This window comes from Streptomyces olindensis, from assembly GCF_040645895.1.
Classification (GTDB): Bacteria; Actinomycetota; Actinomycetes; order Streptomycetales; family Streptomycetaceae; genus Streptomyces; species Streptomyces olindensis.
On record NZ_JBEYZD010000050.1, the window covers coordinates 1 to 17097 of the forward strand.

Here is a 17097-nt window from a genome sequence, read left to right on the forward strand (position 1 = left end):
TTCGATGGCCAGGTCGAAGCCCTGGCGGGCGGCCCGGCGCAGCTCCTCGGCCAGGCCCGCTTCGTCGGTCCGGGTGACGCTGGGTTCGGGCCGGGGCCGGCACCGCCCTCGCCCGATGACGCCCTGCCCGCTCAGCGCTTCGCCGCGGCGGGCGCCGACCTCTTGCGTGCGCGGTAGGCGGCCGCCTTGAACCTGTTGCCGCAGGACTCCATGCCGCACCACTGCCGCCGCATGCCCCGCGACCGGTCGAGGTAGACCCGCGTGCACTCGGGGTTGCCGCACTCCTTCATCAGCGGGACGTCCGGCCCGCCGAGCAGCTCCACCGCCTGCCGGGCGACGGTGGCCAGGGCCTGCTCCGGAGTCGCGTCGGTGTGCCGGCCCGTCCTGGTGAGCTGCGGGGTCACCGGTGTCCTGCGAGCGGCGGCGTTGACCACGGCGAGCGCCTCCCGGTCGTACTCCTCACCGAGGCGGCGGTTCGTGACCAGCCGGTAGACGGCCTCGCGCACGGTGATCGCCTCCCGGACGTCGTCCTCCCCGCCGGGGGTGATCGCGTCCACGAGTCCGGACTCCAGGTACCAGGCGTTCAGCCGCTCCGGCGTCACGAACAGCTCGGACCGCGTCGAGCGACGGGCACCGAGCGTGGCCGCGAAGTCGAGGGCCGGGTGTCCGCACACGAAGACATGGTCACGATGCACATCACCATCCTGACCAGTGACCGCGGTGTGCCGCAAGGAGCGTCACGGCCGCGCCCGCACCCCCGTCTGCCGTCGCTCGCGTGCCGGACCGCCGGCGCGTGCGGCTGCGGTCACCCCCAGCGGTGCTCCAGACGCAGTTCGCGGCCCTGCCACCGCCGCCGCAGCCAGCGGTCGTGGCTCGCGACCACGATCGCGCCCGGGCCGGTGCCCAGTGCCGCCTCCAGTTCGTCGCACAGGCGCGGCGAGAGGTGGTTCGTGGGCTCGTCGAGCAGCAGCAGGTGCGGCGGGCGGGCCACCAGGAGTGCCAGGGCCAGCCGCCGGCGCTGCCCCACGGACAGGTGCCCGACCGGTTTGCCCAGGTCCGCCTCGTGCATCAGGCCCAGTGAGCCGAGCGGCACCTTCTCCGCCCGCTCCGGGCCGAGCGACAGCTCGTAGGTGTCGCCGACCGTACGGTCGGGCCGTTCGAACTCGGTGTCCTGGGTGAGCAGCCCCACCGTCAGCCGACGGCGCCGGCGCACCTCGCCCTCGGCGGGGAGGCGCCCGGCGAGCACGGCGAGCAGGGTGGACTTGCCCGCCCCGTTGCCGCCCGTGACCAGCAGCCGGTCGGTCGCCGCGACCTCCAGGGCGTCCAGCGCGAGCCGGCCGGGCACCCGTACGTCCCGCAGGGCCACCAGCGGCTGCGGTGCCTCCTCCGCCCGCGCCGCCAGATCCCCGGCCGCGAAGCGCAGCAGGCGTGGCGGCTCGGGAACCTGAGTGCGCTCCAGTTCCGCCAGGCGCCGGGTGGCGTTGCGGACGCGGCGGGAGATCTGGCTCTGCACCCGGCCCCCTCGGTGGCCGTAGCCCATCTTCTCGTTGTCGCGCGGCCCGCGGTCCGGGGCGACCCGGCGCGCGGTCACCCCCGCCGAGCGGCGCAGGTGCTCCAGCTCCTGCTGCTCCTCGGCGTACCGCCGCTCCCAGCGCTCCCGCTCGGCGCGCTTTTCGGACAGGTAGGCGCTGTAGTCGCCGCCGTAGCGGACCGGACCGTCCACCGCCGGGTCCAGGTCGATCACATCGGTGCAGACGGCGTCGAGGAAGGCCCGGTCGTGGCTGGCGAGCACCACGGCCCCGGGCAGGCCGCGGAGCTGCTCCTCCAGGAAGGCGGCGGCCTCGTCGTCTAGGTGGTTGGTCGGCTCGTCCAGCAGCAGGGCCGGGGGCCGGCGGACGAGCAGCGCGGCCAGGGCCAGGCGGCCGCGCTGCCCGCCGGAGAGCGAACCGAGGGTGCGGTCGTGTCCGAGCGCGCCGAGGCCCAGGCCGTCCAGGGCCAGGGCCGCGCGGCGGTCGGCGTCCCAGGATTCCCGGTCCTGGGCCTGCTCCAGCCGCCTGCCGTAGGCGTCGAGGAGTTCCCGGTGGCGGGGATCGTCCTCCGGGAACCGGGCGAGTTCCCCGCCGAGCCGGTCCAGCTCGGTGAGGTCCTCGCGGGCCTCACGCAGCGCCTCGTCCAGCACGGCGGCGATGGTCGACCCGGCGTCGTACGGCAGCTCCTGGTGGAGGAAGCCGAGGCCGTCGGGGCGGGTGACGCTTCCCGCGTCGGGTGCGTCCACACCGGCGAGCACCCGCAGCAGGGTGGACTTGCCGGCGCCGTTCTCCCCGATCAGGCCGATGCGGTGGCCGGGGGAGGCGGTCAGGCAGACGCCGTCGAGGACGCGTCGGCCGCCCAGGTGGCGGACGAGGTCGTGGGCGAGCAGAGCGGGCCGGGGCATGGGTGTCCGTCCTCCGAGGTCGGGGGTCGGCCCGCCGGGCGTACGGCCTCGGACGCGGGCCACGTGGCACGTCGGCGGCTCACACCGCCGGGGCCCCCGTCTCCTGGAGCGTCCCGTCGGCCAGCCGCAGCCGGCGGTTGATCCCGATCTCGGCGAGGAACCGCTCGTCATGGCTGACCACCATGAAGGCGCCCTCGTAGGAGTCGAGGGCGCTCTCCAGCTGGCTCACGCCGACCAGGTCGAGGTTGTTGGTGGGCTCGTCGAGCAGGAGCAGGTGGGGAGCCGGTTCGGCGCACAGCACACAGGCCAGGGTGGCGCGCAGCCGCTCGCCACCGGACAGCACCCCGGCCGGGAGGTGTGCGCGGGCACCCCGGAAGAGGAAGCGGGCGAGCAGATTCATCCGCTCCGCCTCGGACCGCTCCGGGGCGTACGCGGCGAAGTTCTCCGCCACGGTCCGGTCCAGGTCCAGCAGGTCCAGGCGCTGTGAAAGGTAGGCGATACGGCCGTCATGGCGCCTGATCTCCCCGCTGTCCGGGGCGAGTTCGCCGGTGAGCAGCCGCATGAGGGTGGTCTTGCCGGCACCGTTGGGCCCGGTCAGGGCGATGCGCTCCGGGCCCCGGACGGTCAGGTCCACGCCGTCCTCCGCGAACACCGGCCTGTCGCCGAGGCGGACCTGCATGCCCCGGCCGACGAAGAGGGTGCGGCCGGCGGGCACCCGGGTGTCGGGCAGGTCCAGGGTGAGCCGCTGCTCCTCGCGCAGCGCGCGTCCGGCCTCGTCGAGCCGGGCCTTGGCCTCACCGACCCGGCCCGCGTGCACCTGCCCGGCGCGGCCCGCGGACTCCTGCGCGCCCCGCTTCATGGTGCCCGCGAAGATCCGGGGCAGGCCCGCGTTCTTGAGGTTGCGGGCGGCGTTGCTCGCGCGGCGTTCGGCACGCTCGCGGGCCTGCTGCATCTCCCGCTTCTCCCGCTTCAGCTCCTGCTCGGCGTTGCGGACGTTCTTCTCGGCGACCTCCTGCTCGGCGCGCACGGCCTCCTCGTACGCGGTGAAGTTCCCGCCGTGGAAGCGCAGTTCACCACGCCCGAGTTCGGCGATGCGGTCCATGCGGTCGAGCAGCGCGCGGTCGTGGCTGACCAGGAGCAGACAGCCGTTGAAGTCCGACAGCACGTCGTAGAGCCGGTGCCGGGCCTCCAGGTCGAGGTTGTTGGTGGGCTCGTCGAGCAGCAACACGTCGGGACGCCTGAGCAGTTGGGCGGCGAGTCCGAGGGAGATGACCTGGCCGCCGCTGAGGGTGTCCAGACGGCGGTCCAGAGCGAGGCCGGTGAGACCGAGACGGTCGAGCTGGGCGCGGGTGCGCTCCTCGATGTCCCAGTCGTCGCCGATGACGGTGAAGTGCTCCTCGCCGACGTCCCCGGACTCTACGGCGTCCAGCGCGCGGATCACCTCGGCGACGCCGAGCACCTCGGCGACGGTGAGCTCGCCGGTGAACGGCAGGCTCTGCGGGAGGTGGCCCAGGGTGCCGTTGACGGCCAACGAGCCGCCGACGGGCTTGAGTTCACCGGCGATCAGCCCGAGCAGTGTGCTCTTGCCGGAGCCGTTGGGGGCGACCAGGCCGGTACGGCCGGCGGTGACGGTGAAGGACAGGTCGTCGAAGACCGGGGTGTCGTCCGGCCAGACGAAGGAGAGGTTCGAGCAGACGATGGCGGCATCGGACATGGAGGCGACCTCGAAGGAACTGAGGGCAGACAGAGCTCTGCCCCGGCAGACGGGTGAAAAAGGGGTACGACGAACCGGCCACGTCGGCGGCGCTCCTCAGCGCGTCCGGTGGCCGTCAGATCCGGATCTCACCCGGAGATGTCGTCTTCACCCACCACGTCTGTGACTCCTCGGTGCATGGTCAATTCCGCCAACAGCCTAACAACGGGCCTCGGCGCATGGCCGAAGGGTTCAGGACATTCGTACCCGGGCCGTCAGCCGACGCGGTAGCGCACCGGGAGGGACAGCACGCCGCGGATGATCCCGGAACCGATCCAGTCGAGCGAGTCGACCGGGGCGGCGAGTGCGAGTTCCGGGACACGGGACAGCAGGGTGCGCAGGGCGATGTCCGTCTCCAGCCGGGCGAGAGGCGCTCCCAGGCAGTAGTGGATGCCGTGCCCGAAGGCGAGATGGCGGGCGCCCGGCCGCGTCACGTCAAGACCGGCGGGGTCGTCCCCCTCGGCCTGCGGGGCGTCGTGCCCGGCCGAGCCGAGAGCGACGACGATCATGCTCCCTCGGGGGATCGGCACCCCGCCCAACTCCAGGTCCTGCGACGCGTAGCGGCTGGTGGAGCGTTCGACCGAGGTGTCGTGGCGCAGGAACTCCTCCACCGCGCCCGGCATCAGCCCGGGCCGCTCACGCAGCAGCTCCAGCTGGTCCGGGTGCCGCAGCAGGGCCAGCAGGGCGTTGCCCAGCAGGTTCACCGTGCTTTCGTGGCCGGCGACGACCAGCATCATGGCCGTCCCCACGAGTTCCTCCTCGGAGAGCCGGCCGTCCTCCTCGTCGCGTACGGCGACCAGGGCGGACAGCAGGTCGTCCTCGGGGTGGCGGCGCTTGGCGGCGATCAGGTCGGCCAGCAGTCCGTGCAGGCCGGCCAGCGCCGGACGGTGCTCGGGTGAGGCCACCCGGAGCGCCAGTCCCGACCAGCGTCGGAAGTCGAGGTGGTGCTCCCGCGGGATGCCGAGGAGTTCGGCGATGACCGTGGCGGGCAGCGGGGCGTTGAAGGCCTCGACGAGGTCGACCTCGCCCGACGGTGGCAGCGCGTCGATCAGGTCGTGGGCGATCTGCTCGATGCGCGGTGCCAGTTCGGCGGTGCGCCGGGGGGTGAAGGCGGCCGACGCCAGTCGGCGCAGCCGGGTGTGCTCGGGCGGGTCGGCCTCCATCATCTGCGCTCCGAGGCCGACCTTGGGCTGGTGGAGGACGTAGCCGGCGGCGGCCAGGGCCTCGGCGGCGGGCGTGGCGTCCTTGAGTAAGGCGGGGTGGGTCAGCGCCTCCCGCGCCAGGTCGTAGCCGACGACCACCCAGCCCCTCAGGCCCAGGTGGAACTCGGCCGGGTGGAGGGGGCCCAGCTCCCGCAGCCGGGCGTAACGCGCGGGGGCGTCCGCCTTGAAGGCGGCATCGATGACCACCCTGCCGTCCCGGTAGGGGCACGACTCGTGCAGGCTCATGATGCGTCTCTCCCGGTCCTGGGGGCTGACTGCCGTGCGGGGCAGACCCGGACGGCACGGTGGGGTCGTCGTCGGGTGAACGAGCCGGGGCCCGTGGAGGTTCATTCGTCCGACACGGCCTCGGTCAGGCGGACGGGGGCTCCCCGGGGGGCCGGGGGCATACCGCATGACGCAGGCTCAGTGACGGCATGTGGTTACGCTAACCACCCGTCAGGAGCGCGGGAGTGCGAAAGGGTTGGGCCGCGACCGGTTGCTCGGCGACCGGGCAGGGAGGGAAGCGTTGATCGTCTGGGTGAACGGCGCGTTCGGCAGCGGGAAGACCACGCTCGTGGAGGAGTTGCGTACCCGTTGGCCCGAGGCGCTGGTCTACGACCCGGAGCTGGTGGGCTATGTGCTGCGGCAGATCGTGGAGGTGCCGACCGGCGACTTCCAGGACCTCCGGCTGTGGCGCAGGCAGGTCGCCGACCTGGCGGTGGGGCTGGTCGAGGAGTACGACCGCCCGGTGCTGGTCCCGATGACCTTGGTCGACCCCGGTTACGCCGGTGAGATCTTCGGCGCGTTGAAGGGCGCGGGCATCGAGGTTCACCACTTCTTCCTCAAGGTCTCCCGGCAGGTCCTGGAAGAACGGATCGACGGGCGGAGCTTCACACCGGACGATCCCGCGCGGGACGAACGGGTCCGGCGCTGGTGCAAGGACAGGATCGAACCGTGTGTGGCCGCGGCCGACGCGCTGCCCGCCGACACGACGTTCCTGGACGGCGAGTTGACTCCGCGGGAGCTGGCCGACCACGTGCTGTCCCACGTCCGAGCCGGTGCCTGATCGCCCGCCGGACACGCTCGCTGCCCGACCCGGGAACACACGCCCCTCGCGGAATCGCCGAGCCGTCCCCGGTCAGCGGTCCAGTGGGGGCAGCTGGGCCAGGCCCGTGTCGGACATGATGCGGGCGACGGTCTCGTGGCCGTCGGGCAGCAGGTCGCGTGGGCGGTACCAGTCGCGCAGTTGCGCCTCGGTGACCTCGTCGGCGATGGGCTTGGTGGCATGCCGGGCGAGGGTTTCGTCGAACGGCACGTCCAGGTAGTAGCCGTGGGTCGGACCGCGGTGGTCGGCGCGCAGCCGCGCGAGCATGTCGCCGTAGTGGTCGGCGTAGAGGAGGCCCTCGACCACGACGTGGTACCCGGCGTCCAGGGCGTAGCGGGCGGTCAGATCGATCAGGCCGATGTTCGCGGCGCCGGGCCGGTCCCGCTCGCGTAGCACGACGCGGCGGAGGTTGTCCTGGCCGACGAGGGCCAGTCCGCGGCCGAACTTCTCGCGGAGACCGGCCGCGACGGACGACTTCCCCGAGGCGCTGTTGCCGCGCAGCACGACCAGCCGGGTTTCCTCGGTTCCCACCCTCACGGCGGTCACGCTACCGACGTCCGGTGACACGGCGGGAGCACCCGGCCGCTGAGCGCCGTCACCCGCTGCTCCCCGTCACCCGGTGCGCGTGGCCCGCGCGTCCATCGCGTGGCGGATCGCCGTGAGGAAGGCCCGGATCAGCGGATGCTCCCCGGCCCCGGCGCGCACGGTCGCGAGCACCGTGCGGACATCGCCCGCGGAGCCGTCGAGGAAGAGACCGGGCGTGCGGTCGAACCACAGCATGTCGGGCAGGAACGCCACCGCGTGGCCCTCCTCGACCAGCCGTGCGTGTACCAGCATGTCCGCGGACACGTGGACGACGTCCGGCTCGAACCCCGCGGCATGGCAGACGCCCCTCGCCCATGCCCGGGCCGGTGTGCCGGCGGGTTCCATCACCCAAGGGTGCTCGGCCAGTTCGGCGAGCGACCCCACCGGGGCGGGCGCCGCCAGCCGCATGGCGTCCTCGCCCAGCAGATGGTGCTCGAACTCCGCGTGGAGGGCCGGCCGCGCATGCCCGGGAAAGGTCTCGTCGATCACCAGGTCGAAGTCCCGGGTGAGCAGACCGGGCAGCGAGGTGTCGGGCTCCGCCTGCGTGGCCTCCACCCTGATCCGGGGGTGGTTCTCCCGCAGCCAGGTCAACGCGACGGGCATCAGCGCGAGCATCGCCGTCTGGAAGGCCGCGACCCTGATCACCCCGGAGGTCTCCCGCAGCGACTCCGCGATCTCCGCCTCGGCGCGCTCCAGCTCCCGCAGCGCCTTCTCCGTACGCGCGACGAGGATCTCCGCCTGCGGCGTCAGCCGGACCCCCCGGCCTTCCCGCTCCAGCAGCGGGGCGCCGACTTCGGCCTCCAGCAGCGTCAGCTGCTGGGAGACGGCCGAGGGACTGTAGGACATGGCCGAGGCGACGGCGGCCAGCGTCCCCCGGTGCTTCAGCTCCCGCAGCACCACCAGACGGCGCAGGTTGTACACGCCCCACCTCCGCAATCCATCAGATTCCGTGACCTGTCTTCTCCAGAAACATTCACTTTACTGAAGGGACCTGCTTTGAAAGCGTGAACGCAAGCAACGCCGCACGAGGGAGGCAAGCAGGACATGGACATCGAAGCGCTCCGCCGGGACACCCCGGGCACCGCGCACCGGATCCACCTCAACAACGCGGGCGCGGGCCTGCTGTCGCGGCAGACGCTCCAGGCCGTCACCTCCCACCTGGAGCTGGAGGCCACGATCGGCGGTTACGAGGCCGCGGACCAGGAACGGGACCGCATCGACGCCACCTACGGGCACCTCGCGCGGCTGGTGGGCGGCACGGCGGACGAGATCGCGCTGTTCGACAACTCCACCCACGCCTGGAACGCCGCGTTCTACGCCATGACGTTCAAGCCGGGCGACCGCATCCTCACCGGCCGGGCCGAGTACGGCAGCGGCGTCCTCGCCTACCTGCAGACCGCCCGGCGGACCGGAGCCGAGATCGTCGTCGTCCCGGACGACGAGTCCGGCCGGCTCGACACCACCGCCCTCGCGAACCTGATCGACGACCGCGCCAGGCTGGTGGGCCTCACCCATGTCCCCACCAGCGGCGGCCTGGTCAACCCGGCAGCCGAGGTCGGACGCGTCACCCGCGCAGCCGGCGTCCCCTTCCTCCTCGACGCCACCCAGTCCGTCGGCCAGTTCCCCGTGGACGTCGCCGAGATCGGCTGCGACATGCTCACCGCCACCGGCCGCAAGTTCCTTCGCGGCCCGCGTGGCACCGGCTTCCTCTGGGTGCGCACCGAGGCACTCGCCTTCCTGGAGCCGCACGTGATCGAGATCGCCGCGGCCACCTGGGACGGCAGGCGCGGATTCACCTGGAACGACGGCGCGCGGCGCTTCGGGACGTGGGAGGCCGGCTACGCCGGCGTCCTGGGCCTGAGCACCGCCGTCCGGCAGGCCCTGGACCTCGGCATGGACGAGATCGGCCGACGCACCCTCGCCCTCGGCGCCCGCCTGCGCGAGCAGTTGGACGCCGTGCCCGGCATCACCACCTACGACCTCGGCCTTCAGCGGTGCGCCATCGTGACCTGCAAGATCGACACCATGGCGACGGCCGACACCGCGGCCGCCCTCGCCGCGCACGGCATCAACGTCAGCACCACCGACCCCGCGCAGACGCAGTTCGACACCGAGGCCCGGGGCGTCCACCCGCTGCTGCGGCTCTCGCCGCACTACTACAACACCGAGGCCGAGATCGACCGCGCCGTCGAGGTCCTCGCCGACCTCGCAGCCGCCCACCGGTCGCGCCCCCAAAACGGCGCGCCTGAAAGGGTGTAGCTGCCCGCACGCCCCCTCGGAAGGGACTTCTCGGCATGGCCGTCATCCACCACACCACCCTCAAGCCGACCAAGCTGGAACTGCTCGCCCCCTGGCTGCCCTCCCGCCCCTGGTACCGCGGTGGCGCGGCCGAACCGGTGCTGGCCAAGGCCGGAGGTTTCCGGCTCGACGATCCGCAGGGCGAGGTCGGGATCGAGTTCATGGTGGTCACCGACACCTCCGCGTCCACGAACTGCTCCGGCCCCCACCCGGCCGCCTATCTGGTGCCGCTCACCTACCGCGGTGCCCCGCTCGACGGCGCGGAACACGCCCTCGTCGGCACCATGGAGCACGGCGTGCTGGGGCGGCGCTGGGCCTACGACGGCTGCCACGACCCCGTGCTGGCGGCCCAGTTGGCGGCGCTGATCGAGGGGCGGACGCAGGCCCAGGACCAGAACACCAGCGATGCCCCCGACCGGGAGGTCAACGTCTCCTTCACCGGTGACGGCCCCGTCTTCTCCGACGCGGACTCGGCCCTGTCCGTCACCGACGACCGGGAAGGCACCGAACTGACCACGTCCCACGGTCCGACCCTCCGCCTGCAGCGGGTCCTGCGGCCGGCGCCGGACGACCGGCCTCTCCCGCCGCAGGGAGCGATCGGCCATGTCACCGGTCCCTGGCAGTTGCCGGACGGCACGCGCGCCCGGGGGCTGTTCGCCGTCCTGCAGCCCGGGCCCCGCGCATAGCCTCTCCGCCTCCGGGGCGCGGCGGCCGACAGTGATGCCCTGCGCCGGCGGCCTCATCCAGGGCCGCCGGCACGCCCCCCCGGCAGCGCCTGGCGCACGGACCACACCACGGCCACCGGCCGTACGGCCATCACCGCGGGAGACCGTCCGCCGATCGCGCCGGACGATCCATGGGCTGGTATGCCGGGCGACCCATGGGCTGATTACCGCCCGACGACCCATCGGCTGCTCACGCGGTCGCGTCCAGCTCCAGGTCCTCCAGGACCGTCACCAGCCGGCGCCGGGCGTCGGCGGGCAGGCCGCGCAGGGGCAGCGGCAGGTTCGGCTCGGCGGCGAGGCCCAGGTGCGCGGCGGCCGCCGACACCACCCGCAGGCCCCCGTACGCGCGGAAGAGCTCCCACAGGGGCTCCAGCCGCGTCGAGCGGTCCAGGGCACCCTCGGCGTCACCGCTCCGGGCGGCACGCGTGAGGGCGAGCGCCGTGCGGGGGAACAGGCCCCCGATGACCGAGTACCACGTGTCGCAGCCGGCGTTCAGCCCGGCGGCCGCCGACCAGTCGCCGCTCACGCCGACGGCGACGGTCTCCGGGAGCAGCGCCCGCAACGCCGCGACGCGCTGCCGGGCAGCCGCCCGGTCGCCGGGCACCGGCGGGATCTTCACGGCGGCGACGTTCGGCAACCCGGCGATACGGCCGTGCAGTTCGTCGGTGAAGTCGACGTGCGTGGTGCGGGGGTTGTCGTACACGCACAGCGGCACCGACAGCTCCCGGGTGACGTCCTCGTACAGGCCGAACACCTCGTCCTCGGTGAGCGGCTGGTACGTCATCGGGGCGAGCAGCACCGCGGACGCGCCCGCCTTCTGCGCGTCCTCGGCATGGGCCAGGACCTGCGCGGTCCGCAGCGCCCCGATGCCGACCATGACCGGCACCCCGTCGGCGGCCTCCACCGCGAGCGCCGTCACGCGGGCGCGCTCCTCGCGGGTGAGGTAGGCGTACCCGCCCGTCGAGCCGAGAGCCCCCACGGAGTCGACGCCCGCGGCCGCGAGCCGGGCCACGAGCGCGCTGAACGCCCGCTCGTCGATGCCCTCCTCGGTCGTGGGGGTGAGGGGGAAGGCACTGAGACCGCGGAACATGCGAGGACTCCCGGGGACGACTTGCGGTACGGATCCCAGGCAGGCTGTCACAGATCCGGGCGCCGTCCTGTCTTTCCGGTGAAACAGCAACCAGCGACAGGAGACAGTGATGAAGATCGTGGTCGTCGGCGGTACGGGGCTCATCGGCTCACAGGTGGTCGCGCGCTTGCGCGACCGTGGTCACACGGCCGAGGCCGCCGCCCCCTCCACGGGCGTCGACACACTCACCGGCGAGGGCCTGGACGCGGCCCTCCGGGGCGCCGAGGTGGTCGTGGACGTGTCGAACTCGCCGTCCTTCGACGCCGAGCCGGCCCTGGAGTTCTTCACCCGCTCGGCCCGCAACCTGTTCGCCGCGGAGCAGCGGGCGGGCGTCCGCCACCACGTCGTGCTGTCCATCGTCGGCGTCGACCGGGTGCCCGGCTACGGCTACTACGAGGCGAAGGTCGCCCAGGAGGACGCCGCGCGCGGCAGCGGGGTGCCGTACAGCATCGTGCGCGCCACCCAGTTCTTCGAGTTCATCGCGCCGGTGATGAACATGTCCACGGAGGGCACCGAGGTGCGGCTGCCGTCCACGCGGCTGCGGCCCATCGCCTCCGCCGACGTGGCCGCGGCCGTCGCCGAGGCGGCGCAGGGCGAGCCGTCGAACGGCATCCGCGACATCGCGGGCCCGGAGGTCCACGGGCTGGACCGGCTCGGCGAGATCACCCTGGCGGTCAGGCCGGACGGCCGCACCGTCGTCACCGACGAGACCGCCGGCCTGTTCGCGGGCATGCCCGACGTGCTCACCGGCGACGGGATCGCGCACCTCGCCGCCACCCGCTACGAGGAGTGGCTGAAGCAGAACTGACCCACCGGCTACGGGCGGCCGGCGCCCCTGCGCGCCGACCGCTCGTACGCCCGCAGCTTGTCCGGCGCCAGCACCCAGTAGAGCCCGTCGATGCCGTCCGGCCCCGCGGTGGCGCTCACCAGGGCGACGGCGGCCCCGTCGCGGACGAGCAGCAGGCAGGGCTGCCCGTTGGCCTCCACGAGGCGGTACTCGGCCCCGGGGAAGAACTTCCGCGCGAAGGCGGTGACCCTGGCCACGCGCCCGGTCCCCACGATCTCCAGCCGGGCCACGCCGCGCATGCCGTTGCCGTCCGCGTAGGCCACGACGTCGGCCGACAGCACGCTCTCCAGCGCGGCGACGTCACCGTCCCGGGCGGCGGCGACGAAGGCCTCCAGCAGACGCCGGTGCTGTGCCGTGTCGACCGGCTCACGGCGCTCGGAGTCCAGGCGCCTGCGGGCCCGGGATACGATCTGCCGCGTGTTGGCCTGGCTCAGCCGGAGCATGTCCGCGATCTCGTCGTAGGCGTAGTCGAACGCCTCCCGCAGCACGTACGCCGCCCGCTCCACGGGATTCAGCCGCTCCAGGACCAGCAGCACCGCCAGCTCCAGCGCCTCGCCGCGCTCCGCGCCGACCTGCGGATCGACGCCGGTGTCCACGGGCTCGGGCAGCCAGGGCCCCACGTAGGCCTCGCGGCGGACCCGCGCCGACCGGGCCACGTTGATCGCCAGCCGGGTGGTGGTCTTCGCCAGGAACGCGCCCGGGTCGAGCACCGCCTCCCGGTCGGCGCCCTGCCAGCGCACCCACACCTCCTGCACCACGTCCTCGGCCTCGGACACGCTGCCCAGGACGCGGTAGGCGATCCCGAACAGCCGGGGCCGCAGCCGCTCGAAGGCCTCCGCGGCCGCGTCCAGCGCGTCGCCGGTGAGGGGCTGGTGCTGGTCCATGCTGCCGATGCCTCCACGGGTCGACCGTCCTGCCCCAGACAGTACGACCCCCGGAGGGCGGACACCCGACGGCGCTCAGTCCGCGTAGCGGGGCGTCCACTGCGCCCGCGCGACCGCCTTGCGCAGCTCCTCCTCCGTGGCCTGCGGGGCCACGCCGTCCTCCACGGCGGCCAGGGCCGCGGCCAGGGCGATCTCGCGTGCGGACTCCCGCATGCCGGCCAGGGGCGGCAGCAGGGGAACGGGCCCGTCGTCACCGTCCGCCGCCCGCACCGCGCACCGCGCGACGGCCCGGGCGGCGGCCACGAACATGCGGTCGGTGACCCGCGTGGCGCCGCTTGCCGTCACCGCGAGGCCCATGGCCGGGAAGACGTACACGTTGTTGGACTGCGCCACCGGCACCTCGCGTCCGTCCACCGTCAGCGGCGGGAAGGGCGAACCGGTGGCGATCAGCGCCCGTCCGTCGGTCCAGCGGGTCAGGTCGGCGGGTTCCGCCTCGGAGTGGGAGGTGGGGTTGGAGAGCGGGAAGACGACGGGCCGTTCGCAGGTCGAGGCCATCTGCCGGACGATCTCCTCGGTGAACGCGCCGTGCGCCGTCGACAGCCCGATGAGCGCCGTCGGCTCCACGCGGCGCACCACCTCGGCGAGACCGGTGCCGTCCCAGTCGGACACCTCGTCGTCGTCGCGGGCGAACCTCCGCTGCTGCGGCGTCAGCTCGGACCGCGAGGACACCAGCAGGCCGTCCACGTCGAGGATCCAGAAGCGCCGCGTGGCCTCGTCCTCCGACAGCCCTTCGTCGATCATCGCCGTACGGATCATGTCGGCGACGCCGATGGCGGCCGACCCCGCGCCCAGGATCACCAGGCGCTGGTCGGGCAGCGGGGTGCCCGCCACGTCCGCCGCGGTCGACAGGGCGCCGAGCGTGACGGCCGCCGTGCCCTGGATGTCGTCGTTGAAGGTCAGCAGCCGGTCGCGGTAGCGGGCGAGGATCGGATGGGCGTGGGCGGTCGCGAAGTCCTCCCACTGCAGCAGTGTCCCGGGGAGCTCCGCCTCGACCGCCGAGACGAACGCCTCGATCATCTCGTCGTACTCGGCGCCGGTCAGCCTGCGGGCGCGGCGGCCCAGGTAGCGCGGGTTGTCGAGCAGGTCCTCGTTGTCCGTGCCGACGTCCAGCAGGATCGGCAGGGTGCGGGCGGGGTGGATGCCGCCGATCGCCGTGTAGAGGCTGAGCTTGCCGATCGGGATGCCCATGCCGCCGACGCCCTGGTCGCCCAGGCCGAGGATGCGCTGGCCGTCGGTGACGACGATGACGTCCACGTCCTGGTCCGGGTGCGGGCGGTTGCGCAGGATGTCCCGGAAGCGGTGCCGGTCCTCCCAGGTCAGGAACAGCCCCCGCGGCCTTCGGTAGATCTCGCTGAACCGCTGACAGGCCTCACCCACCGTCGGTGTGTAGACGACGGGCAGCAGCTCCTCCAGGTGCTCGGTGACCAGACGGTGGAAGAGCACCTCGTTGGTGTCCTGGAGCTGCCGCAGATAGATGTGCCGGTTCAGGGGCTTGTCGTAGCTGCGGAACGCCTCATAAGCCCGGGCGACCTGCTCGTCCAGGGTCTCGACGGCGGGTGGGAGGAGGCCGTCCAGACCGAGTGCCTCGCGTTCGCCGCGGCTGAAGGCGGTGCCCTTGTTGACCAGCGGGTCGGCCAGGGTCGTGACGGCGGGGCTCGTGGTGGGGCGGGGGAGGTTCATCGGCTGGTCCATGGGGTGACGTGTTCCCGAGACGCGCCGGAACGTGCGGGTGAGCTGTGCCATCCGGACGAACCGCGTCCCCTCGAGAACGTCCTCCGCCACCGATGAGTTCCACCGCGCCGCCCGGTCCACCCCTCCGTAAGGCATACCGAGCCCCAACACCTCGCAGGAGACAGTGACATGAGTGTGACGACACCTCAGACCCGGGCCGCACGCACCGAAGGCCTCCTCTCCGCACGCCCCGTCTGGCTGGTCGGCATCCTGGCGACCCTCGCCGGTGCCGTCGTGACGGAGGTGTTCGCCCTCGCCGCACGGGCCGCGGGCGTCCCCATGGAGGCGGCGAGTCCTGGGGCGACGGAGGCCGCGGAGATCCCGGTGGGCGGCTTCTTCGGCGGGGTGGTCCTCTGGTCGGTCGCCGGCGTCGTCCTCGCGGTGGCGCTCGCCCGCTGGGCCCGGCGGCCCGCCCGCACCTTCACGATGACCACGGTCGCCCTCACCGCGCTGTCCCTCGCCGGGCCGGCCGTCGCCCCGCACACCGCCACCTCCACGCAGGTCGTCCTGGCCGTGTCGCACGGAGTGGCCGCCGCGGTGATCATCCCCGTGCTGGCCCGCCGGCTGTCCCACGGGCAGCGGTGACGCCTCCCTCCCCGGATCCCGACACCGGCCCGTCGCGCCCCGCCGCCGACGGGCCGTCGTCATGTGCACCCCGCCGTCTCCCCCCTGCACCCGAACAGCCCAGTGCCGCTCCGCCGGAGGAGGCGACGGTGGATGGCCGGTGTGAACGTGGTGGAAGGCATGCGCATGCACACCGGGACGAGGAGGCGCGATGGCGGAAGCAGCGGTCGGGGTCGGCACGGGGAGCGCCGCCGCGCGAGGCGGCGGGGACCCGTCCGACCTCGCACAGCTCAGTGCCGTCGCTGACGCCGTCCTCTACGAGGGCTACCTCCTCTACCCCTACCGCCGTTCCTCGGCCAAGAACCGCGTCCGCTGGCAGTTCGGAGTGCTCTTCCCCCGGGACTGGGTGGAGTCCGACGGCCCCGTCGTCCCCGGTGTCTCCGGCTCCGCCGACTCCTGGTACCAGCGGACCGAGTGCCTGCTGCGGATCCGGCGGCCCGGCAGCGCCTCCGTACGCGTGCGGATCCGCTACCTCCAGATGCAGCGCAAGCAGGTGCGGGACACCGAACACCGCCCTGTCGAGTCGCTGCGCGCCGACGACGGCACCGTGCACCTGACCTTCGACGAGGCCGTACCGCGCGAAGCCGCCGTCGAGGTCCCGCTCGACGAACTCCTGCGCGGCGGCCGCACCGTCGCGGTGGGCGCCGCGGCCGGCGAGGACGTCGAGCCACTGCCCGGGGGCACCGGGCGGGTGGTACGGCACCGTGAAGAGGTACGGGCCGAGACCACCGTCACCGCCGAGCGGCTCTCGGACGACCTGTGCCGGCTGCGCGTACGGACCACGAACACGGCGCCCGCGCCGGCACCGACGGCCTCGCGTGAGGAGGCCCTGCGCCGGGCCCTCATCGCCACGCACACCCTCGTCGGCGGCGACGGCGTGGAGTTCGTCTCGCTCATCGACCCGCCCACGGACCTCCGGGCGCACGCGCGCGCCTGCCGGAACGAGTTCACCTTCCCCGTCCTCGGCGGTACGGCCGAGGAGCCCGCACGCGTCGTGCTGTCCGCCCCGATCATCCTGCCCGATCACCCCCAGGTGGCCCCCGAGAGCCCGGGCGACCTGCACGACGCCGCCGAGATCGACGAGATCCTCACGCTGCGCACGATGCTGCTGACCGACGAGGAGAAACGCGAGGCCCGGGCCACCGACCCCAGGGCGGCGGCGATCCTCGACCGCGTCGACACCATGCCGCAGGAGGTCTTCGAACGACTGCACGGCGCCGTCCGCTCCCTGACACCGTCCGCCCCGCCGGCCCAGGCGTCGTCCGCCCCGCCGGCCCCGGCCTCGGCGTCGTCCGCCCCGCCGGCCCCGGCGCCCGCCGACCGCCCCTCCTGGTGGCAGGAGGGCGCCGACGACGGCCTCTCCCCGTCCACCGACACCGTGCTCGTCGACGGCGTCCCCCTCGGCGGCGGCAGCCGCGTCCGGCTGCGCCCCCGCGGGCGCGGCGCCGACGCCCAGGACATGTTCCTGGCCGGGCGGACCGCCGAGGTCGCCGCCGTCTTCCACGACGTCGACGGCAGCGTGCACCTCGCCGTCACCCTCGACGACGATCCCGCGGCCGAACTGCACTCCTGGTACGGCCGCTTCCACTACTTCCGGCCCGACGAGCTCGAACCCCTCGGGCCCGCCGGATCCCCGGACGAGCCGTCGGCACCGGCTCCCGCCGCGGCCCAGACGCGGCACACGACCGACTCCGAGACCCCCGCAGCGGAGGCCGAGTGA

At 73.4% G+C, this 17097-nt stretch carries 15 protein-coding genes; 6 read left to right on the plus strand and 9 right to left on the minus strand.

Going from position 1 to position 17097, the window contains the following annotated elements:
* Positions 1 to 131: 131 nt before the first annotated feature.
* From ABZ948_RS28025 to ABZ948_RS28040, 4 genes are all read right to left on the minus strand, one after another.
* A complete protein-coding gene (locus ABZ948_RS28025) occupies positions 132 to 695 on the minus strand; it encodes a CGNR zinc finger domain-containing protein (protein WP_359764002.1) in 564 nt (187 codons plus the stop codon).
* A gap of 110 nt (positions 696 to 805) precedes the next feature.
* Positions 806 to 2434 (minus strand): ABC-F family ATP-binding cassette domain-containing protein, encoded by a 1629-nt coding sequence (locus ABZ948_RS28030; RefSeq protein ID WP_359764004.1) that lies wholly within the window; start codon positions 2432 to 2434, stop codon positions 806 to 808.
* A gap of 79 nt (positions 2435 to 2513) precedes the next feature.
* Complete coding sequence (locus tag ABZ948_RS28035) at positions 2514 to 4148, minus strand: ABC-F family ATP-binding cassette domain-containing protein (protein ID WP_359764005.1); 1635 nt, start codon at positions 4146 to 4148, stop codon at positions 2514 to 2516.
* 254 nt (positions 4149 to 4402) lie between these two features.
* Positions 4403 to 5635, minus strand: a complete 1233-nt coding sequence (locus ABZ948_RS28040) for a cytochrome P450 family protein (protein WP_359764007.1) — start codon at positions 5633 to 5635, stop codon at positions 4403 to 4405.
* A gap of 280 nt (positions 5636 to 5915) precedes the next feature.
* Between ABZ948_RS28040 and ABZ948_RS28045 the strand changes: the two genes are divergently transcribed.
* Positions 5916 to 6455, plus strand: a complete 540-nt coding sequence (locus ABZ948_RS28045; protein WP_359764009.1) for an AAA family ATPase — start codon at positions 5916 to 5918, stop codon at positions 6453 to 6455.
* A gap of 72 nt (positions 6456 to 6527) precedes the next feature.
* Here ABZ948_RS28045 and ABZ948_RS28050 read toward each other — a convergent pair whose 3' ends face one another.
* Both ABZ948_RS28050 and ABZ948_RS28055 read right to left on the minus strand, forming a co-directional pair.
* Positions 6528 to 7040 (minus strand): AAA family ATPase, encoded by a 513-nt coding sequence (locus ABZ948_RS28050; protein ID WP_359764011.1) that lies wholly within the window; start codon positions 7038 to 7040, stop codon positions 6528 to 6530.
* 66 nt (positions 7041 to 7106) lie between these two features.
* Positions 7107 to 8000, minus strand: a complete 894-nt coding sequence (locus tag ABZ948_RS28055; protein WP_359764013.1) for a LysR family transcriptional regulator — start codon at positions 7998 to 8000, stop codon at positions 7107 to 7109.
* 123 nt (positions 8001 to 8123) lie between these two features.
* Here ABZ948_RS28055 and ABZ948_RS28060 point away from each other — a divergent pair, with 123 nt between their 5' ends.
* Both ABZ948_RS28060 and ABZ948_RS28065 read left to right on the plus strand, forming a co-directional pair.
* Entirely contained in the window at positions 8124 to 9338 is a 1215-nt protein-coding gene (locus ABZ948_RS28060; protein WP_359764015.1) for an aminotransferase class V-fold PLP-dependent enzyme, read from the plus strand.
* A 35-nt stretch (positions 9339 to 9373) separates the two neighbouring features.
* Positions 9374 to 10063 (plus strand): maltokinase N-terminal cap-like domain-containing protein, encoded by a 690-nt coding sequence (locus ABZ948_RS28065; protein WP_359764017.1) that lies wholly within the window; start codon positions 9374 to 9376, stop codon positions 10061 to 10063.
* A 229-nt stretch (positions 10064 to 10292) separates the two neighbouring features.
* Here the strand turns inward: ABZ948_RS28065 and ABZ948_RS28070 are convergent, their stop codons facing one another.
* Positions 10293 to 11192, minus strand: coding sequence for a dihydrodipicolinate synthase family protein (locus ABZ948_RS28070; protein ID WP_359764019.1), 900 nt, complete (start codon positions 11190 to 11192; stop codon positions 10293 to 10295).
* A 109-nt stretch (positions 11193 to 11301) separates the two neighbouring features.
* Between ABZ948_RS28070 and ABZ948_RS28075 the strand changes: the two genes are divergently transcribed.
* Positions 11302 to 12039: an SDR family oxidoreductase gene (locus tag ABZ948_RS28075; RefSeq protein WP_359764021.1), complete on the plus strand. Its 738-nt coding sequence runs from the start codon at positions 11302 to 11304 to the stop codon at positions 12037 to 12039.
* An 8-nt stretch (positions 12040 to 12047) separates the two neighbouring features.
* Here the strand turns inward: ABZ948_RS28075 and ABZ948_RS28080 are convergent, their stop codons facing one another.
* Complete coding sequence (locus ABZ948_RS28080) at positions 12048 to 12962, minus strand: RNA polymerase sigma-70 factor (RefSeq protein WP_359764023.1); 915 nt, start codon at positions 12960 to 12962, stop codon at positions 12048 to 12050.
* A gap of 75 nt (positions 12963 to 13037) precedes the next feature.
* Positions 13038 to 14714, minus strand: coding sequence for an NAD-dependent malic enzyme (locus ABZ948_RS28085; protein ID WP_359764025.1), 1677 nt, complete (start codon positions 14712 to 14714; stop codon positions 13038 to 13040).
* 168 nt (positions 14715 to 14882) lie between these two features.
* Between ABZ948_RS28085 and ABZ948_RS28090 the strand changes: the two genes are divergently transcribed.
* Together ABZ948_RS28090 and ABZ948_RS28095 are read left to right on the plus strand one after the other, a co-directional pair.
* Positions 14883 to 15338, plus strand: coding sequence for a DUF6069 family protein (locus ABZ948_RS28090; RefSeq protein WP_359764027.1), 456 nt, complete (start codon positions 14883 to 14885; stop codon positions 15336 to 15338).
* Between the two features lie 190 nt (positions 15339 to 15528).
* Positions 15529 to 17097 (plus strand): hypothetical protein, encoded by a 1569-nt coding sequence (locus ABZ948_RS28095; protein WP_359764029.1) that lies wholly within the window; start codon positions 15529 to 15531, stop codon positions 17095 to 17097.

Bases quoted from the DNA above. Each gene is read 5' to 3' on its own strand.
- ABZ948_RS28030 (WP_359764004.1), bottom strand. From the start codon at position 2,434: ATGCCCCGGCCCGCTCTGCTCGCCCACGACCTCGTCCGCCACCTGGGC.
- ABZ948_RS28035 (WP_359764005.1), bottom strand. From the start codon at position 4,148: ATGTCCGATGCCGCCATCGTCTGCTCGAACCTCTCCTTCGTCTGGCCG.
- ABZ948_RS28040 (WP_359764007.1), bottom strand. From the start codon at position 5,635: ATGAGCCTGCACGAGTCGTGCCCCTACCGGGACGGCAGGGTGGTCATC.
- ABZ948_RS28060 (WP_359764015.1), top strand. From the start codon at position 8,124: ATGGACATCGAAGCGCTCCGCCGGGACACCCCGGGCACCGCGCACCGG.
- ABZ948_RS28065 (WP_359764017.1), top strand. From the start codon at position 9,374: ATGGCCGTCATCCACCACACCACCCTCAAGCCGACCAAGCTGGAACTG.
- ABZ948_RS28070 (WP_359764019.1), bottom strand. From the start codon at position 11,192: ATGTTCCGCGGTCTCAGTGCCTTCCCCCTCACCCCCACGACCGAGGAG.
- ABZ948_RS28075 (WP_359764021.1), top strand. From the start codon at position 11,302: ATGAAGATCGTGGTCGTCGGCGGTACGGGGCTCATCGGCTCACAGGTG.
- ABZ948_RS28080 (WP_359764023.1), bottom strand. From the start codon at position 12,962: ATGGACCAGCACCAGCCCCTCACCGGCGACGCGCTGGACGCGGCCGCG.
- ABZ948_RS28085 (WP_359764025.1), bottom strand. From the start codon at position 14,714: ATGGACCAGCCGATGAACCTCCCCCGCCCCACCACGAGCCCCGCCGTC.
- ABZ948_RS28090 (WP_359764027.1), top strand. From the start codon at position 14,883: ATGAGTGTGACGACACCTCAGACCCGGGCCGCACGCACCGAAGGCCTC.
- ABZ948_RS28095 (WP_359764029.1), top strand. From the start codon at position 15,529: ATGGCGGAAGCAGCGGTCGGGGTCGGCACGGGGAGCGCCGCCGCGCGA.